Genomic DNA, 23,936 nt, shown 5'->3' with positions numbered 1-23,936 from the left:
GGCGGCCCGCCTCAGCCCCGCCCCGTGCCCGTCTGCGGCGGCCAGATGCCGGTCGCCTCGCCGCGCACGGGTATGCGGGGCGGCAGGGGAGGCGCCGAGCGGGCCTCCCGGCGCGCCTTGCGCCGCTCGCGCCGCCGGCCCCGCGCCGTACTGCTGGGCTCCGAGAGCACCCCGTAGCGCTGGTTCCACGTCTGCCGGGTGATCAGCACGTCGAGCACGCCCCACGTGGCCACGACCACCCCCGCTATCGCGCACAGCGACAGCGGAAGCGCCAGCCAGGAGCCGGTGACCGTCAGGAAGAAGGCGATCGTCGCGTCCGTCAGCGTCACCGCGACGATCAGCACCGCCCGCACGGCGGATCTCCGCACCGGGTCCGGCATGCGCCTGCGCCCCGCCGGCTGGTCCACCCACAGGGCCCGTCCCCGCGGCGCCCCGGGCCCCGCAGCGCCGTCCGCGTCGTCGTGGCCCTCGTAGCCCTCGTACCTCTTCGCCATGGTCGGCTCCCTCCCCTCCACGCGGCCGCTCATGCCCGCCCCGAACAGGTAGACGCGCGGAGGGGCCGATAGATTCCCGGATCCCGGACGCACCGGGCGCCCGGAAGTATCGCGGAACGAAGAATTCCAGCCATCCATTCCGCTACGGGAACCGAGGCCCCACCAAGTGTCATCTGCCACATATCGGGCCGCACTTCACGGGAACTATCGGACAACTCGTGATCTTCGCCCAGGCCTCAGGCCGAAAACGTCCGGACAGGCCTTCGAAGGTTCGCTGTGGCAGTAGTAGGCTCACGCCGTTTAAATGACGGAACACCAACCCCCGGTAACGGGGTTGAGCTGGGGAGGCTGGGGAGGCCATGCGCTTTCGCGGGAAGTCCATCCGCCGGAAGATCGTGGCGTTGCTCCTTGTGCCGCTCATCTCCCTGACCGCCCTCTGGGGCTTCGCAACGGTGATCACCGGCCGGCAGGCCGTCCAACTGCTCGGTGTCGCCTACGTCATCGACAAGGTCGGCTACCCCGTGGAGGACGTCGTCCGCGTCATCCAGAAGGAGCGCCGCCAGACCCTCGTGGTCATCGGCGACCCGCGCGCCGCCACCGCCAACACCGAGCTGCTCAAGAGCCGTGCGGCCACGGACGAGGCGGTCGAGAGGATCTCCGCCGACGCCAAGGACCCCGAGGTCGCCGACGAACTCGACCCGGACTCCGCCCAGCACCTGAGCTCCATCCTCGAAGCCTTCCGCAGCATCGGAGCGCTGCGCGGCGCGGTGGACGGGGGCTCCCTCGACACCAACCAGGCGCTGGAGCTCTACAACCGGCTCGTGGACCCCTGCTACGAGTTCCTCATGAACCTCCACGCGCTCCAGGACGTGGAGATGGACAAGCAGGGCCGCGCCCTCGTCGGCATCACCCGCGCCCGCGAGACGCTCTCGCGCGAGGACGCCCTGATCGCCGGGGCCCTCGCCGCCCGCAACGTCAGCCAGGCGGACATCCGGCACGTCTCCGACTACGTGGCGAACCGCAAGCTGCTCTACGAGTTCAACCTCGCGATCCTCCCGGCCGCCGACCGGGAGCAGTTCGAGCAGTACTGGAACAACCCGGAGAGCCGCTCCCTGCGCGAGGCAGAGGAACGATTCCTCGTCCAGGGCCCGACCCACAGCCCGCGCAACGTGACCGCCGCCGCGTGGGACGCGGCCTCCGGCAAGGTGCTCGAAGACCTCGCCGTCATGGGCACCGGCGCGGGCGACCGCTACCAGAAGCGCGTCGAACCCGTCGCCATGGACGTCCTGATCCAGGCCGCCCTCGCCGGAGTGCTCGGGTTCATCGCCCTCATCGTCTCCCTCGTCCTGTCGATGCGCATCGGCCGCGACCTGATCCGCGACCTGTCCCGGCTCCGCAAGGAAGCCCACGAGGTCTCCGGCATCCGCCTCCCCGGCGTGATGCGCCGCCTCGCCGCGGGCGAGCACGTGGACGTGGAGACCGAGGCCCCCCGCCTGGAGTACGAGAAGGACGAGGTCGGCCAGGTCGGTCAGGCCCTCAACTCCCTCCAGCGCGCGGCCATCGAGGCCGCGGTCAAGCAGGCCGAGCTCCGTCGCGGTGTTTCCGAAGTGTTCGTCAACCTGGCCCGCCGCAACCAGGTGCTGCTGCACCGCCAGCTCACCCTGCTCGACACCATGGAGCGGCGCACCGAGGACACCGAGGAGCTCGCCGACCTCTTCCGCCTCGACCACATGACCACCCGCATGCGCCGCCACGCCGAGGGCCTGGTGATCCTCTCCGGCGCGGCGCCCTCCCGCCAGTGGCGCAAGCCCATCCAGCTGATGGACGTCGTACGGGCGGCCGTCGCCGAGGTGGAGGACTACGAGCGCATCGAGGTGCGCCGGCTGCCGCGCCTGGGCATCGCCGGCCCGGCCGTCGCCGACGTCACCCACCTCATCGCCGAACTCCTGGAGAACGCCACCGTCTTCTCCCCGCCGCACACGGCGGTCCAGGTCCTCGGCGAGCGCGTGGCCAACGGTTTCACCCTGGAGATCCACGACCGCGGCCTCGGCATGACCCCCGAGGCGCTCTTCGACGCCAACCTCCGGCTCAGCGAGACCTCCGAGTTCGAACTCTCCGACACCGACCGGCTCGGCCTGTTCGTCGTCAGCCGGCTCGCGCACCGGCGCGATGTCAAGGTCCGCCTCCAGATCAGCCCCTACGGAGGCACCACCGCGGTGGTGTTCCTCCCGGTGGCCCTGCTGACGGAAGCTCCCGAGACCAACGGCACCGGCATCCGGCTGGACGGCGGCAAGGCGCTCGGCGCGCCGGTCGGCGCCACCCGCCAGAGGGCCGTCGCGGAGAGCAACGCCGCCGGGCGTCGGCTCCCGGCCGGCGCCGAACTGCGCGGGCCCGTCGAGCTGGAGGCCCCGATCGGCGTGCTGGGGCTGGACGAGCCCGTCACGGCCGCCGAGGACGCCCCCACCGGCCTCGCGGGCCCCGTCGGAGCCACCGGGCTCATTGGGGTCTCCGGAGCCAAGGGCCGGCCCGCCATGGCCACCCTCGACGACGAGACCCCGCCGAACGGCATCTCGCGCAACTCCCTGCTCGGCCTGCGCCCGGGCGCCCGCCCGCACACGGACCGGCACACCGAACGGGGCGGCCCCCGCAAGGGCGACCGCATCTCGGACCGTATGGGCGAGCGGGGCGCGGACGGCTCCGGCGACCGCGCGGGCCTCTGGAAGGGCGACCGGTCCGCCGACGCCCCCGCCGAGCGGGGCGGCGCCCGGCTCACCGAGCGCGACGCGGGCCGGGACGGCCTCCGCGACCGCGACCGGAGCCACGACCGGGACCGCGACCGCAGCCGCGACCGCAGCAGCCGTGACCGCCGCGACCGCGAGCGGGAGCCCCTGCCGCCCACCGGCCCGGTCCGGCTGGAGCCGGCCCGCGCGGAGTCGAACCGCCCCGACGGCCCGCGCTCCCCGGGCGCCGTCCCGCTCCCGCGCCGCCGGCCCACCCCGACCCTGGTCGCCGAGCACGGCCGGCGTGTGGAGCCCCGCCCGGTCTCGGCTGTCCCGGACCCAGCCCAGGAGGCGCTGGCCCCGACCGGACCGACGCACTCTGCCTCGGTCCCGTCCGGCCCGGTCCCGTCCGGCCCGGTCCCGTCCGGCCCGGGCAGTGCCGGCCGGGAGACATCCCCCCCGGGCACGGCCACGACCCTGCCCCGCCGGATCCGCCAGGCCAGCCTCGCGCCCCAGCTCAAGGACGCCCCCTCCCCGGGCCCCGCCGAAGCCGCCGCCGATCCGGGGGCCGACCGCGACGCCGAGGACGTACGCCGGCGCATGTCCTCGCTCCAGCGCGGCTGGACCGCGGGCCGCGACCACCACGCGCGGCAGCAGGCGGAGCAGGCCGACCAGACACAGCAGTCACAGGCGGCACAGCAGTCACCGGCACAGCAGTCACAGGCACGGCAAGCGCAGCAGCACGCACCACACCAGTCCGTGACCGAGGCCGGCACCCCTGCCGCCACCGGTCCCGGAAGCGAGAACGAAGGGGACGGTCGATGACCGCACCGCAGTCCGGCAACGGCAACGACACCAGGGGCCGCGGCTCCGGCCCGCTCAACTGGCTCCTCGACGAGCTCGTCGACCGGGTCGCCAGCATCCGCAAGGCCGTGGTCCTCTCCGGCGACGGCCTGCCCACCGGCAGCTCCAAGGACCTCACCCGGGAGGACAGCGAGCACCTGGCCGCCGTGGCCTCCGGCTTCCACAGCCTCGCCAAGGGGGTCGGCCGCCACTTCGACTCCGGCAGGGTCCGCCAGACCGTGGTCGAGCTGGACGAGGCGTTCCTCTTCGTCATGGCGGCCGGCGACGGGAGCTGCCTGGCGGTGCTCGCCGACGCCGACTCCGACGTCGGCCAGGTCGCGTACGAGATGACCCTCATGGTCAAGCGGGTCGGTGACCACCTGGCGACCGCCCCGCGCACCGGGCTGCCAGCCGGAGGGTGAGTCGGACGGCATGAGCGATCCAGGCCAGGACCACCCCGCCCACATCCCCGACGCCGCCTCCGACGCCGCCGGCGACCAGTGGTTCGACGACGACGCGGGTCCGGTGGTACGTCCGTACGCGATGACCCGCGGCCGGACCAGCCACGCCGGACAGCACCGCCTCGACCTGATCGCGCTGGTGGTCGCGGAAACCGCGGCCGACGACCCGGTCTGGGACACGACCCTGTCCCCGGAACACGCGGACATCCTCGGGCTCTGCCTGCTACGCCCGCAGTCCGTCGCGGAACTCGCGGCCGAACTCGACCTCGCGGTCGGGGTCGTACGCGTCCTGATCGGCGACCTCGTCGACGACGAACTGGTGCACGTGACCCGGCCGGTCCCCCCGGCCGAACTGCCCGACGAATCCATACTGCGTGAGGTGATCGATGGCCTTCGGGCGCTCTAGCCGCACCGGCGCCATGCATGCCGTGACGCCGGTCGAGCCGCTGACCCTGAAAATCCTGGTCGCGGGCGGTTTCGGGGTGGGCAAGACCACCCTGGTCAGTGCGGTGAGCGAGATCAGACCGCTCCGGACGGAGGAGCAACTCTCCGAGCCGGGCCGCGGCATCGACGACACCGGGGGAGTGGAGGGCAAGAACACCACCACGGTGGCCATGGACTTCGGGCGCATCACCCTGCGCGAAGACCTGGTGCTGTACCTGTTCGGCACCCCCGGACAGAACCGCTTCTGGTTCCTGTGGGACGAGCTGGCCCAGGGCTCGCTCGGCGCCGTCGTCCTCGCGGACACCCGACGGCTCTCCGACTGCTTCGCCGCCATCGACTACTTCGAACGGCGCGAGATCCCCTTCCTCGTCGCCGTGAACTGCTTCGACGGAGCCGACCAGCACCCCGTGGTGGCCGTACGGGAAGCCCTGGACCTCACTCCCGAGGTACCGGTGCTGCTGTGCGACGCACGCGACCGGGAGTCGGTGAAGGACGTCCTGGTGGGGGTCGTGGAGCACGCGATGACCCTGGCCAGGGCCCGCCGCCGGAGCCTGACGACGGGGGACCGCGACCCGGCCTGATCCGAAGGCCCGGCCCGGCCCGGACCGAGACATGGAGGCGGCCCGTACCCCCGCCGACTGGGGTACGGGCCGCAGCTCTCATGGGGGGATCAGGGGGCCCGGTCGCGGCGCGGGACCGTGGAGAGAGTGTGAACCCGCCACTGGGGGCCGTCAAGCATTCGGACAGCAGCCGCTGTTCAGCGGCCCACCAGGCACTGAGCGGCCCCGCCTAGCGCACGGCGACGACCGCCGAACCGTGCCCGAACAGCCCCTGGTTCGCGGTGATTCCGGCCCGCGCCCCCGCCACCTGCCGCTCCCCGGCCGTGCCCCGGAGCTGCCAGGTCAGCTCGCACACCTGGGCGATGGCCTGCGCCGGCACGGCCTCCCCGAACGACGCCAGCCCGCCACTGGTGTTGACGGGGATCCGCCCGCCGAGCGCGGTCGCGCCCTCCCGCACCAGCTTGGCCCCCTCGCCCTCCCCGCACAGGCCGATGTCCTCGTACCACTCCAGCTCCAGCGCGGTGGACAGGTCGTAGACCTCGGCGAGCGAGAGGTCGTCCGGCCCGAGCCCCGCCTCCTCGTACGCGGCCCGCGCGATCGAGGCCCGGAAGGAGCCGGGCGTCGCCGCCACGGCCGTCACCGAGTCGGTGGCGATGTCCGGCAGGTCCAGGACGGTACGGGGATAGGTGGGCGTCACCGTGGACACGGCCCGGATCCGCACCGGGTCCAGGGCGCCCCGCGAGCGCGCGAAATCCATGCTGCTCAGCACCAGGGCCGCGCCCCCGTCGGAGGTGGCGCAGATGTCGAGCAGCCGCAGGGGATCGGCGACGATCGCCGATGCGGCCACCTCCTCGGCCGTCACGGCCTTGCGGTAGCGGGCGTTCGGGTTCAGCAGCCCGGCCGCCGCGTTCTTCACCTTGACCTGCGCGAAGTCCTCACCGGTGTCCCCGTAGAGGGCCATGCGGCGCCGGGCGTACAGCGCGAAGTACGCCGGGTTCGTGGCCCCCAGGACCCGGAAGCGCAGCCAGTCCGGGTCGTCCGGCCGGTCCCCGCCCACAGGCGCGAAGAACCCCTTCGGGGCGGCGTCCGCCCCGACCACCAGCACCACGTCGGCGAGCCCGGCCAGGATCTGCGCCCGGGCCGCGCCGATGGCCTGGGCGCCGGACGCGCAGGCCGCGTACACGCTGGTCACGCGGGCACCCTGCCAGCCCAGCGCCTGCGCGAAGGTGGCTCCGGCCACGTAGCCGGGGTAGCCCGACCGCACGGTGTCGGCCCCCACGATGGACTGCACGTCGGTCCAGTCCAGCCCGGCGTCGGCGAGCGCGGCCCGCGCGGCGGCCCGCCCGTACTCGACGAAGCTGCGGCCCCACTTGCCCCACGGATGCATCCCGGCCCCGAGGACGGCGATATCGGCGACGGCGGCGCTCATCCGGCCACCACCCCCACGGGCCGGAACTGCCACGTGGTCCAGGCGGTCCCGTCCGGGCCGTCCGGGCCGTCGGGGTCCACGTTCAGCACGCCGCCGACCACCTCGACCTCCATCCCGACCGCCAGATCACCGACGCCCACCCCGGGCACCGTCTGCCCGAGCACGACCATCCCCTCGGCCTCCAGCTCCACGGCGACCAGGGTGTACGGGGTCCAGGGCACGTCGGGGTCGGACACGTACGGCGCGGGCGGCCGGTACCGCCCGTCCGTGTAGGACCAGACCCGGCCGCGCGGGGAGAGTGGGGTCTCGGCGAGCTCGCCGCCGCCCGGGCAGTGCGGATTGCGGCAGTACGCGTCCTCGCGCGGGAAGAACACGGCGGCGCAGGCGGAGCACCTGGTGCCGAGCAGACGGAACCCGCCGTCCGCATCGTCCCCGGTGAACCACCCGCTGACCACGGGTGTGCGTGTGCGTTCCAAGACCCCTCCCGAAACCGACATCTGACGAACCGTCAGGAGTCTGTCAGGGAACGAGCGGGAGCGCACCCCCGGGAACGCACTCCTCGCACGGGTTCTCGGCGAGCCACTTCCGCGCGATCTCGCCGAGCTCGGCGTCCCGACCGGCCAGCATCATCCGGATCATCTGCGCGTCCCCGCGCAGCGACCACCCCGGATTTCCGAAGCTGGCGGGGTTGTTCCGCTCGATCAGGAAGTGCGCCGGCCACGCAGTCCCGTAGCCGATCAGGGGGAGCGCGGCGAGATAGCGCTTCCGGCCGCGCGCCAGCCCGTACACGGTGAGAGCGAGGCCGGAAAGGGTGCCGGTGAGATGGATCCAGCGGGTGGCGGCGCGGGAGTGCATGGCGACGTAGTAGGGCCAGAACTCCTCGTACGAACTGAATGTCATGCGGGCACGGTACTCAGCGGTGAACGGAGGCGACAGAGACGGGAAAATCGAAATACGCGTCCGGGAACGCCTCCGGTGCGTACGTGAAATGCCACCACTCCTGGGGCAGGTTCACGAACCCCTGCGCGCCGAGCAGCCGCCCCAGCAGCTTCCGGTGCTCGCGGGCCGAGCCCGTCACCCGAGGACTGTCGGTGTGCGCGAGCGGATCGAAGAAGTCGAAGGGCGTCCCCATGTCGAGCGGCCCCCGGCCCACCTGCGTCAAGGTCACGTCGACGGTGCTGCCACGGCTGTGCCCGGACCTCTCGGCGATGTATCCCTCCGGGATCAGCCGTTCCTTGGCCACCTCCGGATAGAACTCCGCCTTGGTCCGCTGATCCGCCCCGTCCCGGGCCCACCGCACGAACCGGTCGACGGCCCGCTGCGGCCGGTAGCAGTCGTACACCAGCAGCGAATACCCACCACGCAAAGCCTCCCGCTGCGCCCGCCGCAACGCCTCGGCGGCGGGCCGGGCGAGCAGACAGACGGGCTCGTCATAGCCGTCCACGACCGCCCCGGTGAAATTCCGCGACGTGGCGTACCGCATCTCCTGCCCGATGGTCGCATCCACCTCAGCCACCACAACGAACCCCGCGCCCCGCCCCGCGAGGCCGACCCGAGGCGGGACTACCACTACCTCAGAACTGCCCACCCCCCTGGGACTGCCCGCCAACCCGGCTGCGGTCACCGACCCGAGACCGCCGGGAGCGGCCACCGACCCTGGCGATGCCCCGGCTCCCGGCGTGCCCACTACCTCGGAACTGCCCACCACTCTGGGACTGCCCGCCAACCCGGCTGCGGTCACCGAGCCGGGACCGCCGGGCGTGACCGCCGCCCCTGGCGTGACCGCCGCCCCTGGCGCGGTCACCGCTCCGGGCGCGGTCACCGCTCCGGGCGTGCCCACCCTGGAACTGCCCGCGACCCCTGGCGCGGTCACCGCTCCCGGTGTGCCGAGCACGCCAGGAGGACTGCCCACCGACGCGGGCGCCACTGTCCCGGGATTGCCCGGTGCGGCCATCGCCCCCGGCGTAACCGCCGCCAGGACTCCCAGCACGCTCACCCATCCCGCAACGACGGCCATCTGCATACCCCTTGGCATACCATCGCCGCATGCCGGCGCACCTGAAGGACTCGCACTGCTCCGCCTGTGGGGCCCTGTTCGATACGGCCGACTGGCCCCGTACCTGCCCCTCGTGCGGAGCGGTCGCCTACCGCAACCCCCTCCCGGTCGCCGTCGCCCTGCTCCCCGTCGAGGACGAGCTCGGCACCGGCCTGGTAGTCATCACCCGCACCATCGAGCCCGCTCGCGGCGGCATCGCCCTGCCCGGCGGATTCATGGACTTCGGCGAGGACTGGCGCGAGTCGGTCGTCCGCGAACTCCGCGAGGAGACCGGCATCTACGCCCCGGCGTCCGAGGTCGCCCTCGCCGACACCCTGAGCTCACCGGCCGGCCACCTGCTCGTCTTCGGCCTGCTGCCCGTCCGCCCCGCCGCCTCCCTCCCGCCGTCGGCCCCGACGGACGAAACCACCGGCTGGCACGTCCTGCGCAGCCCGGAGCCCCTGGCGTTCCCGCTCCACACGCAGGCCGCCGCCGCGTGGTTCGAAGGCCGCTACACGTGAGCACCCGCACGGCTTAGCCCGGCCCCAGTCCCGGTCCGGGCACCTGCCCGGCCCTCGGCCCCGACCCCGGCTTCGGCCCCCGGCGCAGGCCTAAGCCCTGGTACCCGGCCCCGGCCTCGGCCCCCGGCCCTGGCCTCGGCCCCCGGCCCTGGCCTCGGCCCCCGGCGCAGGCCTCGGCCCTGGCCCCCGGCCCTGGCCTCGGCCTCCGGCCCTGGCCTCGGCCCCCGGCGCAGGCCTCGGCCCCCGGCCTCGGCCCCCGGCCGCAACTCCTCCCCGCCCGCCCCCGCCGGCGGCTACCGGCTGCCCCGACGCCAGCGCCGCTCCACCCGCAGGCCCCTCAAAGCCCCCGCAGCACCACCCCCTCCACCCGCTCCCCGGCCTCGTCCTCCACCACCACCGCGTCCCCGTCCCACCGCACCACGTACCGTTCCACCTCGCCCGGCTCGAAGCCCGGCCCCGGGTCCCGGATCACCAACCCGCCGCCCGTGCGGCCCCGCGCCGGGGCCCACGCCTCCAGGCCCACCGACCCGTCGGCCACCCGCACCGGCAGCAGCGAGCCGGCCCGTGCCAGCACAGGGATCCGGTCCGCCGGGGCGTCCAGCAGGATCTGGCCCGGCCCCTCGTACGCCCGTCCCGTCGCCGTGTCGTACCACCGCCCGCGCGGCAACCGCACCGCCCGCCGGTCCGACCCGCACTCCAGTACCGGGGCCACCAGCAGGGCGTCACCCAGCAGGAACGCGTCCTCGCAGTCCCGCAGCGCCCGGTCCTCCGGCGCCCCCCACCACAGCGGCCGCACGTACGGGGCCCCGGTCCGCCGCGCCAGATGGGCCAGCGTCACGAAGTACGGCCGCAGCCGCTCCCGTTCCGCCAGCGCGGCCCGCGCGGCCCGGGTGGTCTCCTCCCCGAACTCCCACGGCTCCCGCCGCCCCGCCCAGATCGCCGCATGCGTCCGGAACAGCGGCAGGTAGGAGCCCAGTTGCAGCCACCGCAGGTACAACTCCGGTGAGGGCGAACCCCAGAAGCCGCCGATGTCCGGCCCCGAGTACGGCACCCCGCACAGCCCGAGACCCAGGACCAGCGCCAGCGAGGCCCGCAGCCCGTCCCAACTGCTCTCCACGTCACCGGACCACGTACCCCCGTACCGCTGCATCCCCGCCCACCCCGACCGGGAGAAGAGGAACGGCCGCTCCGCCGGGCGCAGCCGTACGAGCCCCTCCCAGCCCGCGCGCGCCATCGCGAGGGCGTACACGTTGTGCGCCTCCCGGTGGTCCCCGCCGGCTCCGTCCAGCGCGTGCCGCGCGGAGCGGGGGAGCGTCCGGTCCCCGAACGGGGCGAAGGAGACCGGCTCGTTCATGTCGTGCCAGACCCCGGCGAAGCCCTGCGCGAGCCGTTCCCCGTACAGCCCGCCCCACCACCGCCGCACCGCCGGATCGGTGAAGTCCGGGTACGCGCACTCGCCAGGCCACACCTCGCCCCGCACTTCCCGTCCCGCCGCGTCCCGTACGAAGGCCCCGTGCGGGCCGACCGCGAGCCCCGAGTCGTGTATCGGGTCGCCGGCCTTCACCGCCGGGTCGACGATGGAGACCAGCCGGACACCGGACTCTCCCAACTCCCGTGCCAGCCCGGGCAGATCGGGGAACCGTTCGCGGTCCACGGTGAAGACCCGGTGGCCGTCGTAGTGGTCGATGTCCAGATGGACGGCCGACAGCGGCAGCCCGTGCTCGGCGTACCCCGCCACGATCCGGCGCACCTCCACCGCACTCCCGAACCCCCACCGCGCGTGCTGGTACCCGAGCGCCCACTCCGGCGGCACGGCCGCCCCGCCCGTCAGTCCGGACCAGCCCTGCAACACCCGCCCGGGCGGCCCCACCAGCACCCAGCACCGCAAGGGGCCTCCCTCCATGCGCAGTTCGCAGGAGCCGGGCCGGTCCGCCCCCGAGCCGGCGCCCTCCTCGCCCTCCCGCAACACCACCCGCCCGTCCCAGGAGTTGTCGTGGAAGACCAGGTGCGTACCCGCGTCCGCGACCACCAGCTGCACCGGCATCGTGATGTACAGGGGTTCCTCGCCGGAACCGGATCCGAACCCACCCTCGGGATCGGTGTTCCACAGCCGGTAGCTCCCGTCCCGCAACCGCGGCCCCACCGCCCGCCCGCCCAGCCCGAACACCCGCGCGTCCGCCGCCACCTCACTACGCAACAACCACCGCCCGCCCCCGCGGCCCCCACCGCGGGCTTCCGCTCCCGCGCCGCCGACCTGCCCGCTCGCTCCGCCCCCGCGGCCGGTCCCGTCGGCTTCGCCCGCGCCACCGGCGCAACTGCCGGCTCCCGCGGCCCGGTCCGTATCGCCGGCTCGGTCGGCTCCGTCGGCACCGGCCCCGCCATCCGTTCCGCCCCCGCTCCCCGGCCCGGCCGCATCACCCCCGGACCCGGCGGAGCCCACCGGCTCCCACCACCGCGGCGGCAGATCCCGCCGCAGCACCGCCCCGCCGGGCGTGCGCACCTCCACCGCCCCGTGCCGGGACACCGCCACCGTCACCCGCTCGGACACCACCCGCCAGCCCCCGTCGGTGTCCGGCTCCAGCACGGCACGCGGATCGGGCTCCGGCCCGCTGCCGACCACCGCGTACGAGGGCGTAGGCGCCGTGCCGTCCCAGCTCCAGAACACCGCCCCGCCCACGGTGACCCGGACGAGCAGCTCCGAACGGGTGAACCGGAGCACCCCACCACCCGGCCGGGGCTCCGTACCGGTCAGCAGACCCGGCACCCGCGCCCGCTCCGCGCCCCGGGGTGCGAGCCCCGCCGCGTCCACGCGCCGGTTGCGCCACGCGGAGCGCCAAGCGCGCCGCCCCCGCTCGCCGCCGAGGTCCTTCACCGCACGCACCAGCCCACGACCGTCCATGGCGCCCACCCTGCCACCGCCACCTGGCCCAGAAGGCGCCGTTCAACTGCCGTTCACCCGCAAAAGGATCACAGCCGACCGTCGATGACGGCTCTGGTGCGGATGTCGATCACATGGCATCGTCCCTGTGAGCCCCCGTGCGCACACCCCGCGCGCGATGGCACCGTACGAACACCAGACGCCACACACCACGCCAGACCACGACACGCCCACGAGGCGCGAACCGCCGACGTGACCGGGAGCCGACGCATGACCGCAGCAGCCACCCCCTCCGAGCCCCTCTGGTCCCCGGGCCCCGACCGGATCGCCGCGGCCCGGATCACCGCCTTCCAGGCCTGGGCCGCCGAACACCACGGCGCCCCCGCGGACGGCGGCTACCCGGCCCTGCACAGCTGGTCCGTCGACGAGCTGGACACCTTCTGGCAGGCCGTCGCCGAGTGGTTCGACGTGCGCTTCACCACCCCGTACGAGGCCGTCCTCGCGAACCGGTCCATGCCGGGCGCGGCCTGGTTCCAGGGCGCCACCCTCAACTACGCCGAGCACGCCCTGCGCGCCGCCGAGGACCCGGCCCGCGCCGCCGACGCGGCCCTGCTCCACGTGGACGAGACCCACGAGCCCACCCCCGTCACCTGGGCCGAGCTCCGCCGCCAGGTCGGCGCGCTCGCCGCCGAACTGCGCGCCCTGGGCGTGCGCCCCGGCGACCGGGTCAGCGGCTACCTCCCCAACATCCCCGAGGCCGTCACCGCACTCCTCGCCACCGCCGCCGTCGGCGCCGTCTGGACCTCCTGCGCTCCCGATTTCGGGGCCCGCAGCGTCCTGGACCGCTTCCAGCAGGTGGAGCCGGTGGTCCTCTTCACCGTCGACGGCTACCGCTACGGCGGCAAGGAACACGACCGCCGCGACACGGTCGCCGAACTGCGCGCCGAGCTCCCCTCGCTGCGCGCCGTGGTCCACATCCCGCTCCTCGGTACGCCGGCCCCCGCGGGCGCGCTCGACTGGTCGGACCTCACCTCGGGCGAGACCGAGCCGGTCTTCGAACCGGTCCCCTTCGACCACCCGCTCTGGGTCCTCTACTCCTCCGGCACCACCGGCCTGCCCAAGGCCATCGTCCAGTCGCAGGGCGGCATCCTCCTCGAACACCTCAAGCAGCTCGGCCTGCACTGCGACCTGGGCCCCGAGGACCGCTTCTTCTGGTACACCTCCACCGGCTGGATGATGTGGAACTTCCTCGTCTCCGGCCTCCTCACCGGAACCACCGTCGTGCTCTACGACGGCAGCCCGGGCTACCCCGACACCGGCGCCCAATGGCGCATCGCCGAGCGGACCAAGGCGACCCTCTACGGGACCTCCGCCGCCTACGTGATGGCCTGCAGCAAGGCGGAAGTCCACCCCTCCCGCGACTTCGACCTCTCCTCGGTCAAGTGCGTGGCCACCACCGGGTCCCCGCTGCCGCCCGACGGCTTCCGCTGGCTCCACGACGAGGTGGCGGAAGACCTCTGGATCGCCTCCGTCAGCGGCGGCACCGACGTCTGCAGCTGCTTCGCCGGCGCCGTCCCCACCCTCCCGGTCCACATCGGCGAGCTCCAGGCCGCCTGCCTGGGCACGGACCTCCAGGCCTGGGACCCCTCCGGCAAGCCCGTCACCGGCGAGGTCGGCGAGCTCGTCGTCACCAACCCCATGCCGTCCATGCCGATCCGCTTCTGGAACGACCCCGACGGCAGCCGCTACCGCGACAGCTACTTCGAGATGTTCCCCGGCGTCTGGCGCCACGGAGACTGGATCACGATCACCGAGCACGGTTCCGTCGTCATCCACGGCCGCTCCGACTCCACCCTGAACCGCCAGGGCGTCCGGATGGGATCCGCGGACATCTACGAGGCCGTCGAGCGACTGCCCGAGATCAAGGAATCCCTGGTCATCGGCTTGGAGGAACCGAACGGCGGGTACTGGATGCCGCTCTTCGTCCACCTTGCGCCCGGCGCCGTCCTCGACGACGCCCTCCGCTCCCGGATCAAGGCGACGATCCGCGAGGAGCTCTCCCCGCGCCACGTCCCCGACGAGATCATCGAGGTACCGGGCATCCCGCACACCCTCACCGGCAAGCGCATCGAGGTCCCGGTCAAGCGCCTCCTCCAGGGCGCCCCCATGGCCAAGGCGGTCAACCCCGGCTCGGTCGACAACCTCGACCTCCTGCACTTCTACGAGGAGCTCGCCCGCACCCGCGGCTGACGCGAACGGCCACTGTCAGTGGTGATGATTACTCTGAGTGAGCAAGCGATCGCGTCACTCAGGGGGAACCATGCCACGCTCGAACGACACCGGAACCGCCGCCACCACGGGCCGTCCGGCCCGCACCGGCAGGCGCCGCACCCTGCGCCGCGAAGTCCCCAGCACCGTCGGCCTCCTGGCCGACGCCGGGGACTTCGCGGCCATGCGCGGGTACCGCAGCTTCGCCTTCGACGACCACCGCGACTACCTGGACCACGTGGACCGGCTGCTCCGCTCCCTCGCGGCCCAGGGCATCCACACGACCATCGCCCTCTTCGACCCGGTGGAGTACGCCGACTACTGCGCGGACCGCGGACTGGATCCGGACACCCCCGGAGCCCGCACCCGCTTCACCGCCGTACTGGGCGGCGCCACCGGCGGCCTCCCGTATGCCGGCCAGCCCATCGACGAACTGGTCCCGCTCCTCGTGGACGCGGCCGTCCGGCAGGCCACCTGGGAGTACGCGAGCTCGCTGCTGGCCGAAGTGGGCCGCTGCGCCGACTGCGGGGAGGACATCGGGACCGCCTCCTTGGAGCGCGCCACCGAGGTGCTCCGGCGCCTGGTGGCCCGGGCCGGCCCGGGCCACCACCACCTGGTGTGCAGTGTCCCGGCACAGGAGGAACAGCTCGTGGCGGTCCTGCACGCCGACACCGGCCCGGGCGGCCGGCCCCGGGTGGACGGCCGCGACGGCCTGGACTTCGTGACCGTCCTCGCCGCGGGCCTGGCCCTCGGCGGGCCCGGGGGACTGGTCCTGCGCAGCACCACCGAGGGTGACCGGGACCGCGTCCACGGCTGGCGGCTGGACCGCGGCCGCCTGGTACCCCTCTCCGCGGCGGCCGTGTTCAACGCCTACTGCACCGACGCCGACACCGGAGAGCCCGTGGGCCCCGAGCCCGGCGTCGAGTACTGCCCCGGCTACGAGGTGGACGAACCGGGCCCGCCGCACCACTGAGCCGGGCCCGCCCCGCCCACCCCGGCAACGGCCGAGGGGCCCCCGCCACCGGCGAAGGCCCCTCGAACGTCGCGCCACACCAGCCGACGCAGTGCTTACTCGTCCTGCTCGTCCTACTCGCCGGACAGCACGGCCTGAGCTGCCATCCGGGCCTCCTCGGCGCTGTCCGCGGCGCGCGCGGCGGCAGCCGCACGCTCGCACTGCGCGAGGGAGTACTTGGCCAGCGTCGCCCGCACGTAGGGAATCGAAGCGGCACCCATCGAAAGGGAGGTGACACCCAGACCCGTCAGCACACAGGCCAGCAGCGGGTCGGAGGCGGCCTCGCCACAGACGCCGCAGCTCTTGCCCTCGGCCTTGGCGGCCTCGGCCGACATGGCGATCAGGTCGAGCAGCGCGGGCTGCCACGGGTCCTGCAGCCGTGAAACGGCGCCGACCTGACGGTCGGCGGCGAAGGCGTACTGGGCCAGGTCATTGGTGCCCAGCGAGAGGAACTCGACCTCCTGGAGGATCGAGCGCGCCCGCAGCGCGGCGGAGGGGATCTCCACCATCGCACCGAACTTCGCCTTCAGACCGGCCTCGCGGCAGGCGTCCGCGAACGCCTTGGCGTCGATGCGGTCGGCCACCATCGGGGCCATGACCTCGAGGTAGACCGGCAGCCCCTCGACGGCCTTGGCCAGCGCGGTGAGCTGCGTACGCAGCACGTCCGGGTGCTCGAGCAGCGAACGCAGACCACGGACGCCCAGAGCCGGGTTCGGCTCGTCGGCCGGGGTCAGGAAGTCCAGCGGCTTGTCGGCGCCGGCATCCAGAACGCGTACGACGACACGGCCCTCGGGGAAGGCTTCGAGGACCTTGCGGTACGACTCGACCTGCTTCTCCTCGGTCGGCGCGTGCTTGCTGTCGTCCAGGAAGAGGAACTCGGTGCGGAACAGGCCCACACCCTCCGCCCCGGCATCGAGGGCAGCCGGCACGTCCGCAGGGCCGCCGATGTTGGCCAGCAGCGGCACCTTGTGACCGTCGGACGTGGCGCCCGGACCGGAAGACGCGGAGAGAGCGGCCTTGCGCTCGGCGGCCGCGGCCTCCAGCTCGGCCCGCTTCGCCGCGCTCGGCTCCACGAACAGGTCGCCGGTGCTGCCGTCGACGGCGATGACCGTACCTTCGGCGATCTCACCGGCACCGGGCAGCGCGACGATGGCCGGCACGCCCAGCGCCCGCGCGAGGATCGCGCTGTGGCTGGTCGGGCCGCCTTCCTCGGTCACGAAACCGAGGACCAGCGCCGGGTCGAGCAGAGCGGTGTCGGCGGGAGCCAGGTCCCGCGCGATCAGCACGTACGGCTCGTCACTGTCGGGCACACCCGGCATCGGCACGCCGAGCAGGCGCGCGACGATGCGGTTGCGCACGTCGTCCAGGTCGGCCACGCGGCCGGCCATGTACTCACCGGCACCGGCGAGCAGGTCACGGTAGGCGGCGAACGCGTCGTACACACCGCGCTCGGCAGTGCTGCCGACGGCGATGCGCCGGTCGACGTCCGCCATGAGCTCGGGGTCCGTGGCGATCATCGCCTGGGCCTCGAGCACGTGCTGGGCCTCGCCACCGGCCAGCTGGCCCCGGGCGATCAGGTCGGCCGATACAGCCTCCACGGCCTGACGGGCGCGCCCCTGTTCGCGCTCCGCCTCGTCCGCGGTGATCTGCCGCGCCGGCGGCTCGAGAACCGCCGTGCCCATGTGCCGAACCTCGCCGATCGCCACACCGTGGCTCACGCCGACGCCTCGCAGCGTTGTCTCCATTTCACCTGTCTCCGATTGAGCGGCGGGTCCACCCGCCGCGTTGGATGTGCCAGTGCGTCTAGAAGGCGAAGGTCACTGCCAGCCGAAGAGGGCGTCTCCGGCCTTGACGTCTCCGGCCTCGATCACGTCGGACAGGGAATCGGCAGTCGCTTCCAGCGCCACGACGGGGCAGATGGGGGACTTGCCGGCGGCCTCGACCGCGGCGGGGTCCCAACGAATGACCTCCTGGCCGCGGGTCACGGTGTCGCCCTTGTTGACGAGCAGCTCGAAGCCCTCGCCGTTGAGCTGAACGGTGTCGATGCCCAGGTGCGTGAGTACACCGTGGCCTTCGCCGTCGACTACGACGTACGCGTGCGGGTGCAGGGAGACCACTACACCGTCTACGGGGGACACGGCCGCCGAAGGCTCGCGCACGGGATCAATGGCGGTGCCCGGTCCCACCATCGCGCCGGAGAACACCGGATCGGGCACTGCCGCGAGTCCGATCGCGGTCCCGGCAAGTGGGGACGTCACGCTGGTCATGGGGGCCTCCCAGGGGTGGGGCTTCGTCGTGTCGCCGTCACTACCTGTCGCGAACGGCGTACTCTCCAGAAGGATAAGTCACAACATGTTCGGGTTCGCCCGATGTTGGTCCCGAACCGGACTGGTCCTTCGGCACGGAGACTAGTGGACTAGACCGGTGGACTAGACCATACGCCTGAATCGATTTGCTTGGGCCCTGGCGGACCTGTACTGTCGTGACTCCCGCCAGCAAGCCCCGCGTGAACATTTCGCGAACGGCCGATGGACGGGACTCCTCCTCTCTCTTGTTCTGATCTTGATCTCACCTCCTTTTCGCATGCCTATTCGGCAAAGCGGAGAGTGGTCAGAGAGAAAGAAAAGGCCTGATAGAGTCGGACTCGCCGGAAAGGGAAACGCGAAAGCGGATGACCTGGAAGGCGGAAAACAAGCGAGACAGACTCTGATAGAGTCTGAAACGCAAGAACAGAACAGAACGAAAAGCCCGGAGGAAAACCCGCGAGGGTGAGTACAAAGGAAGCGTCCGTTCCTTGAGAACTCAACAGCGTGCCAAAAATCAACGCCAAAAAGTTGATACCCCGTCCATTTCGGTGGATGAGGTTCCTTTGAAAAAAGACCTGTGAGGTCGCGGCTTCGGCCCTGACACCTGCAGGCAATTACACAGCGAGGACGCAGTGGACGGTCGGTCTTATTCCGACATGACTGTCCCGCTCTAAGTGCGTGTGCACCGGATAACCGGTAAACATTCATGGAGAGTTTGATCCTGGCTCAGGACGAACGCTGGCGGCGTGCTTAACACATGCAAGTCGAACGATGAAGCCCTTCGGGGTGGATTAGTGGCGAACGGGTGAGTAACACGTGGGCAATCTGCCCTTCACTCTGGGACAAGCCCTGGAAACGGGGTCTAATACCGGATAACACTCCTGCCTGCATGGGCGGGGGTTAAAAGCTCCGGCGGTGAAGGATGAGCCCGCGGCCTATCAGCTTGTTGGTGGGGTAATGGCCCACCAAGGCGACGACGGGTAGCCGGCCTGAGAGGGCGACCGGCCACACTGGGACTGAGACACGGCCCAGACTCCTACGGGAGGCAGCAGTGGGGAATATTGCACAATGGGCGAAAGCCTGATGCAGCGACGCCGCGTGAGGGATGACGGCCTTCGGGTTGTAAACCTCTTTCAGCAGGGAAGAAGCGAAAGTGACGGTACCTGCAGAAGAAGCGCCGGCTAACTACGTGCCAGCAGCCGCGGTAATACGTAGGGCGCAAGCGTTGTCCGGAATTATTGGGCGTAAAGAGCTCGTAGGCGGCTTGTCACGTCGGATGTGAAAGCCCGAGGCTTAACCTCGGGTCTGCATTCGATACGGGCTAGCTAGAGTGTGGTAGGGGAGATCGGAATTCCTGGTGTAGCGGTGAAATGCGCAGATATCAGGAGGAACACCGGTGGCGAAGGCGGATCTCTGGGCCATTACTGACGCTGAGGAGCGAAAGCGTGGGGAGCGAACAGGATTAGATACCCTGGTAGTCCACGCCGTAAACGTTGGGAACTAGGTGTTGGCGACATTCCACGTCGTCGGTGCCGCAGCTAACGCATTAAGTTCCCCGCCTGGGGAGTACGGCCGCAAGGCTAAAACTCAAAGGAATTGACGGGGGCCCGCACAAGCAGCGGAGCATGTGGCTTAATTCGACGCAACGCGAAGAACCTTACCAAGGCTTGACATATACCGGAAAGCATTAGAGATAGTGCCCCCCTTGTGGTCGGTATACAGGTGGTGCATGGCTGTCGTCAGCTCGTGTCGTGAGATGTTGGGTTAAGTCCCGCAACGAGCGCAACCCTTGTCCTGTGTTGCCAGCATGCCCTTCGGGGTGATGGGGACTCACAGGAGACCGCCGGGGTCAACTCGGAGGAAGGTGGGGACGACGTCAAGTCATCATGCCCCTTATGTCTTGGGCTGCACACGTGCTACAATGGCCGGTACAATGAGCTGCGATACCGTGAGGTGGAGCGAATCTCAAAAAGCCGGTCTCAGTTCGGATTGGGGTCTGCAACTCGACCCCATGAAGTCGGAGTTGCTAGTAATCGCAGATCAGCATTGCTGCGGTGAATACGTTCCCGGGCCTTGTACACACCGCCCGTCACGTCACGAAAGTCGGTAACACCCGAAGCCGGTGGCCCAACCCGTAAGGGAGGGAGCTGTCGAAGGTGGGACTGGCGATTGGGACGAAGTCGTAACAAGGTAGCCGTACCGGAAGGTGCGGCTGGATCACCTCCTTTCTAAGGAGCACAGTACCGATTGCAGACAAACGTTCTGCACGGTCAGCTCAGGGTGGAACGTTGATTAGTTGGCACGGTTTCCTGGATGGATCACAAGTACTGCTTCGGCGTGGAAAGTGACTCACTGACGGGGGATCGTGCTTGGCACGTTGTTGGGTATCTGAGGGTACGGCCGTAAGGCTTTATCTTCGTGATGCCGGCCCCAGTGAACTCGCCAGCTTGTCTGGTGGGGTGATGGGTGGCTGGTCGTTGCTTGAGAACTACACAGTGGACGCGAGCATCTGTAGGCCAAGTTTTTAAGGGCGCACGGTGGATGCCTTGGCACCAGGAACCGATGAAGGACGTGAGAGGCCGCGATAGGCCCCGGGGAGCTGCCAACTGAGCTTTGATCCGGGGGTGTCCGAATGGGGAAACCCGGCAGTCGTCATGGGCTGTCACCCACTGCTGAACACATAGGCAGTGTGGAGGGAACGCGGGGAAGTGAAACATCTCAGTACCCGCAGGAAGAGAAAACAACCGTGATTCCGGGAGTAGTGGCGAGCGAAACCGGATGAGGCCAAACCGTATGCGTGTGATACCCGGCAGGGGTTGCGCATGCGGGGTTGTGGGAATTCTTTTGATCGGTCTGCCGGCCGGTCGGCGAGTCAGAAACCGTTGATGTAGTCGAAGGACATGCGAAAGGTCCGGCGTAGAGGGTAAGACCCCCGTAGACGAAACATCAGCGGCTTGCTTAAGAATCTCCCAAGTAGCATGGGGCCCGAGAAATCCCGTGTGAATCTGGCGGGACCACCCGCTAAGCCTAAATATTCCCTGGTGACCGATAGCGGATAGTACCGTGAGGGAATGGTGAAAAGTACCGCGGGAGCGGAGTGAAATAGTACCTGAAACCGTGTGCCTACAAGCCGTGGGAGCGTCGCCGTTATTCTTCGGAATAACGGTCGTGACTGCGTGCCTTTTGAAGAATGAGCCTGCGAGTTAGCGGTGTGTAGCGAGGTTAACCCGTGTGGGGAAGCCGTAGCGAAAGCGAGTCCGAATAGGGCGATTGAGTTGCACGCTCTAGACCCGAAGCGGAGTGATCTAGCCATGGGCAGGTTGAAGCGGAGGTAAGACTTCGTGGAGGACCGAACCCACCAGGGTTGAAAACCTGGGGGATGACCTGTGGTTAGGGGTGAAAGGCCAATCAAACTCCGTGATAGCTGGTTCTCCCCGAAATGCATTTAGGTGCAGCGTCACGTGTTTCTTGCCGGAGGTAGAGCACTGGATAGGCGATGGGCCCTACCGGGTTACTGACCTTAGCCAAACTCCGAATGCCGGTAAGTGAGAGCGTGGCAGTGAGACTGTGGGGGATAAGCTCCATGGTCGAGAGGGAAACAGCCCAGAGCATCGACTAAGGCCCCTAAGCGTACGCTAAGTGGGAAAGGATGTGGAGTCGCAGAGACAACCAGGAGGTTGGCTTAGAAGCAGCCACCCTTGAAAGAGTGCGTAATAGCTCACTGGTCAAGTGATTCCGCGCCGACAATGTAGCGGGGCTCAAGCGTACCGCCGAAGTCGTGTCATTGCAGCAATAGGGCCAACGCCCGCTGTGATGGGTAGGGGAGCGTCGTGTGCCGGGTGAAGCAGCAGCGGAAGCTAGTTGTGGACGGTTCACGAGTGAGAATGCAGGCATGAGTAGCGATACACACGTGAGAAACGTGTGCGCCGATTGACTAAGGGTTCCTGGGTCAAGCTGATCTGCCCAGGGTAAGTCGGGACCTAAGGCGAGGCCGACAGGCGTAGTCGATGGACAACCGGTTGATATTCCGGTACCCGCTTTGAAACGCCCAATATCGAATCAGGCGATGCTAAGCCCGTGAAGCCGTTCCGGACCCTTCGGGGAAAGGAAAGTGGTGGAGCCGGTGACCCAGACTTGTAGTAGGTAAGCGATGGGGTGACGCAGGAAGGTAGTCCAGCCCGGGCGGTGGTAGTCCCGGGGTAAGGGTGTAGGCCGAGGGGTAGGCAAATCCGTCCCTCATATAAGGCTGAGACCTGATGCCGAGCCGATTGTGGTGAAGTGGATGATCCTATGCTGTCGAGAAAAGCCTCTAGCGAGTTTCATGGCGGCCCGTACCCTAAACCGACTCAGGTGGTCAGGTAGAGAATACCGAGGCGTTCGGGTGAACTATGGTTAAGGAACTCGGCAAAATGCCCCCGTAACTTCGGGAGAAGGGGGGCCATCACTGGTGATCGGATTTACTCCGTGAGCTGGGGGTGGCCGCAGAGACCAGCGAGAAGCGACTGTTTACTAAAAACACAGGTCCGTGCGAAGCCGTAAGGCGATGTATACGGACTGACGCCTGCCCGGTGCTGGAACGTTAAGGGGACCGGTTAGTCACATTTCGGTGTGGCGAAGCTGAGAACTTAAGCGCCAGTAAACGGCGGTGGTAACTATAACCATCCTAAGGTAGCGAAATTCCTTGTCGGGTAAGTTCCGACCTGCACGAATGGCGTAACGACTTCTCGACTGTCTCAACCATAGGCCCGGTGAAATTGCACTACGAGTAAAGATGCTCGTTTCGCGCAGCAGGACGGAAAGACCCCGGGACCTTTACTATAGTTTGATATTGGTGTTCGGTTCGGCTTGTGTAGGATAGGTGGGAGACTTTGAAGCGGCCACGCCAGTGGTTGTGGAGTCGTCGTTGAAATACCACTCTGGTCGTGCTGGATGTCTAACCTCGGTCCGTGATCCGGATCAGGGACAGTGTCTGATGGGTAGTTTAACTGGGGCGGTTGCCTCCCAAAAAGTAACGGAGGCGCCCAAAGGTTCCCTCAGCCTGGTTGGCAATCAGGTGTTGAGTGTAAGTGCACAAGGGAGCTTGACTGTGAGACCGACGGGTCGAGCAGGGACGAAAGTCGGGACTAGTGATCCGGCGGTGGCTTGTGGAAGCGCCGTCGCTCAACGGATAAAAGGTACCCCGGGGATAACAGGCTGATCTTCCCCAAGAGTCCATATCGACGGGATGGTTTGGCACCTCGATGTCGGCTCGTCGCATCCTGGGGCTGGAGTCGGTCCCAAGGGTTGGGCTGTTCGCCCATTAAAGCGGTACGCGAGCTGGGTTTAGAACGTCGTGAGACAGTTCGGTCCCTATCCGCTGTGCGCGTAGGAATATTGAGAAGGGCTGTCCCTAGTACGAGAGGACCGGGACGGACGAACCTCTGGTGTGCCAGTTGTCCTGCCAAGGGCATGGCTGGTTGGCTACGTTCGGGAGGGATAACCGCTGAAAGCATCTAAGCGGGAAGCCTGCTTCAAGATGAGTATTCCCACCTCCTTGAGAGGGTAAGGCTCCCAGTAGACGACTGGGTTGATAGGCCAGATGTGGAAGCCCGGTAACGGGTGGAGCTGACTGGTACTAATAGGCCGAGGGCTTGTCCTCAGTTGCTCGCGTCCACTGTGTTAGTTCTGAAGCAACGAACTGTGTCATATCCGGTTTGGTTAACTTCATAGTGTTTCGGTGGTCATAGCGTTAGGGAAACGCCCGGTTTACATTCCGAACCCGGAAGCTAAGCCTTTCAGCGCCGATGGTACTGCAGGGGGGACCCTGTGGGAGAGTAGGACGCCGCCGAACAATCATTGTGGGAAAGCCCCGCACCAACCCTTATAGGGTTCGGTGCGGGGCTTTTCTGCGTTTACGGACCGGTGCACGGGCTCCTGTAGGGTCAGGGGGCACCGTTCGATATTTCTACAGTCACAGTGGAGGCCC

At 69.3% G+C, this 23,936-nt stretch carries 15 protein-coding genes and 3 rRNA genes; 10 read left to right on the top strand and 8 right to left on the bottom strand.

What is annotated here, in order from left to right; translation table 11 throughout:
• Positions 1 to 11 precede the first annotated feature (11 nt).
• Positions 12 to 494: a hypothetical protein gene (locus AC3IYI_RS06310; protein ID WP_489409258.1), complete on the bottom strand. Its 483-nt coding sequence runs from the start codon at positions 492 to 494 to the stop codon at positions 12 to 14.
• A gap of 359 nt (positions 495 to 853) precedes the next feature.
• Here AC3IYI_RS06310 and AC3IYI_RS06305 point away from each other — a divergent pair, with 359 nt between their 5' ends.
• Genes AC3IYI_RS06305 through AC3IYI_RS06290 form a run of 4 tightly spaced genes read left to right on the top strand, consistent with a single transcriptional unit; the run spans position 854 to position 5,543 of the window.
• Complete coding sequence (locus AC3IYI_RS06305) at positions 854 to 4,039, top strand: sensor histidine kinase (protein WP_489409257.1); 3,186 nt, start codon at positions 854 to 856, stop codon at positions 4,037 to 4,039.
• On the top strand, positions 4,036 to 4,479 hold the full coding sequence (locus AC3IYI_RS06300) for a roadblock/LC7 domain-containing protein (protein WP_489409256.1): 444 nt from the start codon (positions 4,036 to 4,038) through the stop codon (positions 4,477 to 4,479). The genes AC3IYI_RS06305 and AC3IYI_RS06300 overlap by 4 nt, the downstream gene beginning before the upstream one ends.
• A gap of 10 nt (positions 4,480 to 4,489) precedes the next feature.
• Positions 4,490 to 4,924, top strand: a complete 435-nt coding sequence (locus AC3IYI_RS06295) for a DUF742 domain-containing protein (RefSeq protein WP_489409255.1) — start codon at positions 4,490 to 4,492, stop codon at positions 4,922 to 4,924.
• Positions 4,905 to 5,543 (top strand): GTP-binding protein, encoded by a 639-nt coding sequence (locus AC3IYI_RS06290; RefSeq protein WP_489409254.1) that lies wholly within the window; start codon positions 4,905 to 4,907, stop codon positions 5,541 to 5,543. The genes AC3IYI_RS06295 and AC3IYI_RS06290 overlap by 20 nt, the downstream gene beginning before the upstream one ends.
• A 208-nt stretch (positions 5,544 to 5,751) precedes the next feature.
• Here the strand turns inward: AC3IYI_RS06290 and AC3IYI_RS06285 are convergent, their stop codons facing one another.
• The 4 genes from AC3IYI_RS06285 to AC3IYI_RS06270 all read right to left on the bottom strand — a co-directional run bounded on the left by AC3IYI_RS06285 (position 5,752) and on the right by AC3IYI_RS06270 (position 8,602).
• Positions 5,752 to 6,951, bottom strand: a complete 1,200-nt coding sequence (locus AC3IYI_RS06285; RefSeq protein WP_489409253.1) for a lipid-transfer protein — start codon at positions 6,949 to 6,951, stop codon at positions 5,752 to 5,754.
• Complete coding sequence (locus tag AC3IYI_RS06280) at positions 6,948 to 7,406, bottom strand: Zn-ribbon domain-containing OB-fold protein (RefSeq protein WP_489411448.1); 459 nt, start codon at positions 7,404 to 7,406, stop codon at positions 6,948 to 6,950. The genes AC3IYI_RS06285 and AC3IYI_RS06280 overlap by 4 nt, the downstream gene beginning before the upstream one ends.
• A gap of 64 nt (positions 7,407 to 7,470) precedes the next feature.
• Positions 7,471 to 7,851, bottom strand: coding sequence for an Mpo1-like protein (locus AC3IYI_RS06275; RefSeq protein WP_243341581.1), 381 nt, complete (start codon positions 7,849 to 7,851; stop codon positions 7,471 to 7,473).
• A 13-nt stretch (positions 7,852 to 7,864) separates the two neighbouring features.
• Entirely contained in the window at positions 7,865 to 8,602 is a 738-nt protein-coding gene (locus AC3IYI_RS06270) for a M15 family metallopeptidase (RefSeq protein WP_489409252.1), read from the bottom strand.
• 395 nt (positions 8,603 to 8,997) lie between these two features.
• On the opposite strand from AC3IYI_RS06270, the gene AC3IYI_RS06265 reads away from it, so the two are divergent.
• Positions 8,998 to 9,507 carry an NUDIX domain-containing protein gene (locus tag AC3IYI_RS06265; RefSeq protein ID WP_489409251.1) on the top strand — a complete coding sequence of 170 codons (510 nt, stop codon included), beginning with the start codon at positions 8,998 to 9,000 and terminating at the stop codon, positions 9,505 to 9,507.
• A 337-nt stretch (positions 9,508 to 9,844) separates the two neighbouring features.
• Here the strand turns inward: AC3IYI_RS06265 and AC3IYI_RS06260 are convergent, their stop codons facing one another.
• Positions 9,845 to 12,406 (bottom strand): glycoside hydrolase family 31 protein, encoded by a 2,562-nt coding sequence (locus AC3IYI_RS06260; RefSeq protein WP_489409250.1) that lies wholly within the window; start codon positions 12,404 to 12,406, stop codon positions 9,845 to 9,847.
• Between the two features lie 249 nt (positions 12,407 to 12,655).
• Between AC3IYI_RS06260 and AC3IYI_RS06255 the strand changes: the two genes are divergently transcribed.
• A complete protein-coding gene (locus tag AC3IYI_RS06255; RefSeq protein WP_489409249.1) occupies positions 12,656 to 14,635 on the top strand; it encodes an acetoacetate--CoA ligase in 1,980 nt (659 codons plus the stop codon).
• A 70-nt stretch (positions 14,636 to 14,705) separates the two neighbouring features.
• Positions 14,706 to 15,626 carry a DUF8829 domain-containing protein gene (locus tag AC3IYI_RS06250; protein ID WP_489409248.1) on the top strand — a complete coding sequence of 307 codons (921 nt, stop codon included), beginning with the start codon at positions 14,706 to 14,708 and terminating at the stop codon, positions 15,624 to 15,626.
• A 113-nt stretch (positions 15,627 to 15,739) separates the two neighbouring features.
• Here AC3IYI_RS06250 and ptsP read toward each other — a convergent pair whose 3' ends face one another.
• Both ptsP and AC3IYI_RS06240 read right to left on the bottom strand, forming a co-directional pair.
• The gene (gene ptsP, locus AC3IYI_RS06245) at positions 15,740 to 17,410 is read right to left on the bottom strand and encodes a phosphoenolpyruvate--protein phosphotransferase (protein ID WP_489409247.1); all 1,671 of its coding nucleotides are present in this window, start codon (positions 17,408 to 17,410) and stop codon (positions 15,740 to 15,742) included.
• Positions 17,411 to 17,482: 72 nt separating this feature from the next.
• Positions 17,483 to 17,932 (bottom strand): PTS sugar transporter subunit IIA, encoded by a 450-nt coding sequence (locus AC3IYI_RS06240; RefSeq protein WP_489409246.1) that lies wholly within the window; start codon positions 17,930 to 17,932, stop codon positions 17,483 to 17,485.
• A 742-nt stretch (positions 17,933 to 18,674) separates the two neighbouring features.
• Here AC3IYI_RS06240 and AC3IYI_RS06235 point away from each other — a divergent pair.
• The 3 genes from AC3IYI_RS06235 (at position 18,675) to rrf (ending at position 23,801) form a co-directional block, all read left to right on the top strand.
• Positions 18,675 to 20,199: ribosomal RNA gene (locus tag AC3IYI_RS06235) — 16S ribosomal RNA — on the top strand.
• A gap of 286 nt (positions 20,200 to 20,485) precedes the next feature.
• Positions 20,486 to 23,609 (top strand): 23S ribosomal RNA (locus tag AC3IYI_RS06230).
• A 74-nt stretch (positions 23,610 to 23,683) separates the two neighbouring features.
• Positions 23,684 to 23,801: ribosomal RNA gene (gene rrf, locus AC3IYI_RS06225) — 5S ribosomal RNA — on the top strand.
• Together the 16S, 23S and 5S rRNA genes form the textbook arrangement of a ribosomal RNA operon.
• Positions 23,802 to 23,936 lie beyond the last annotated feature (135 nt).

The organism is Streptomyces sp. GL_148, assembly GCF_057834205.1.
This window is presented reverse-complemented; position numbering and strand designations above follow the sequence as displayed.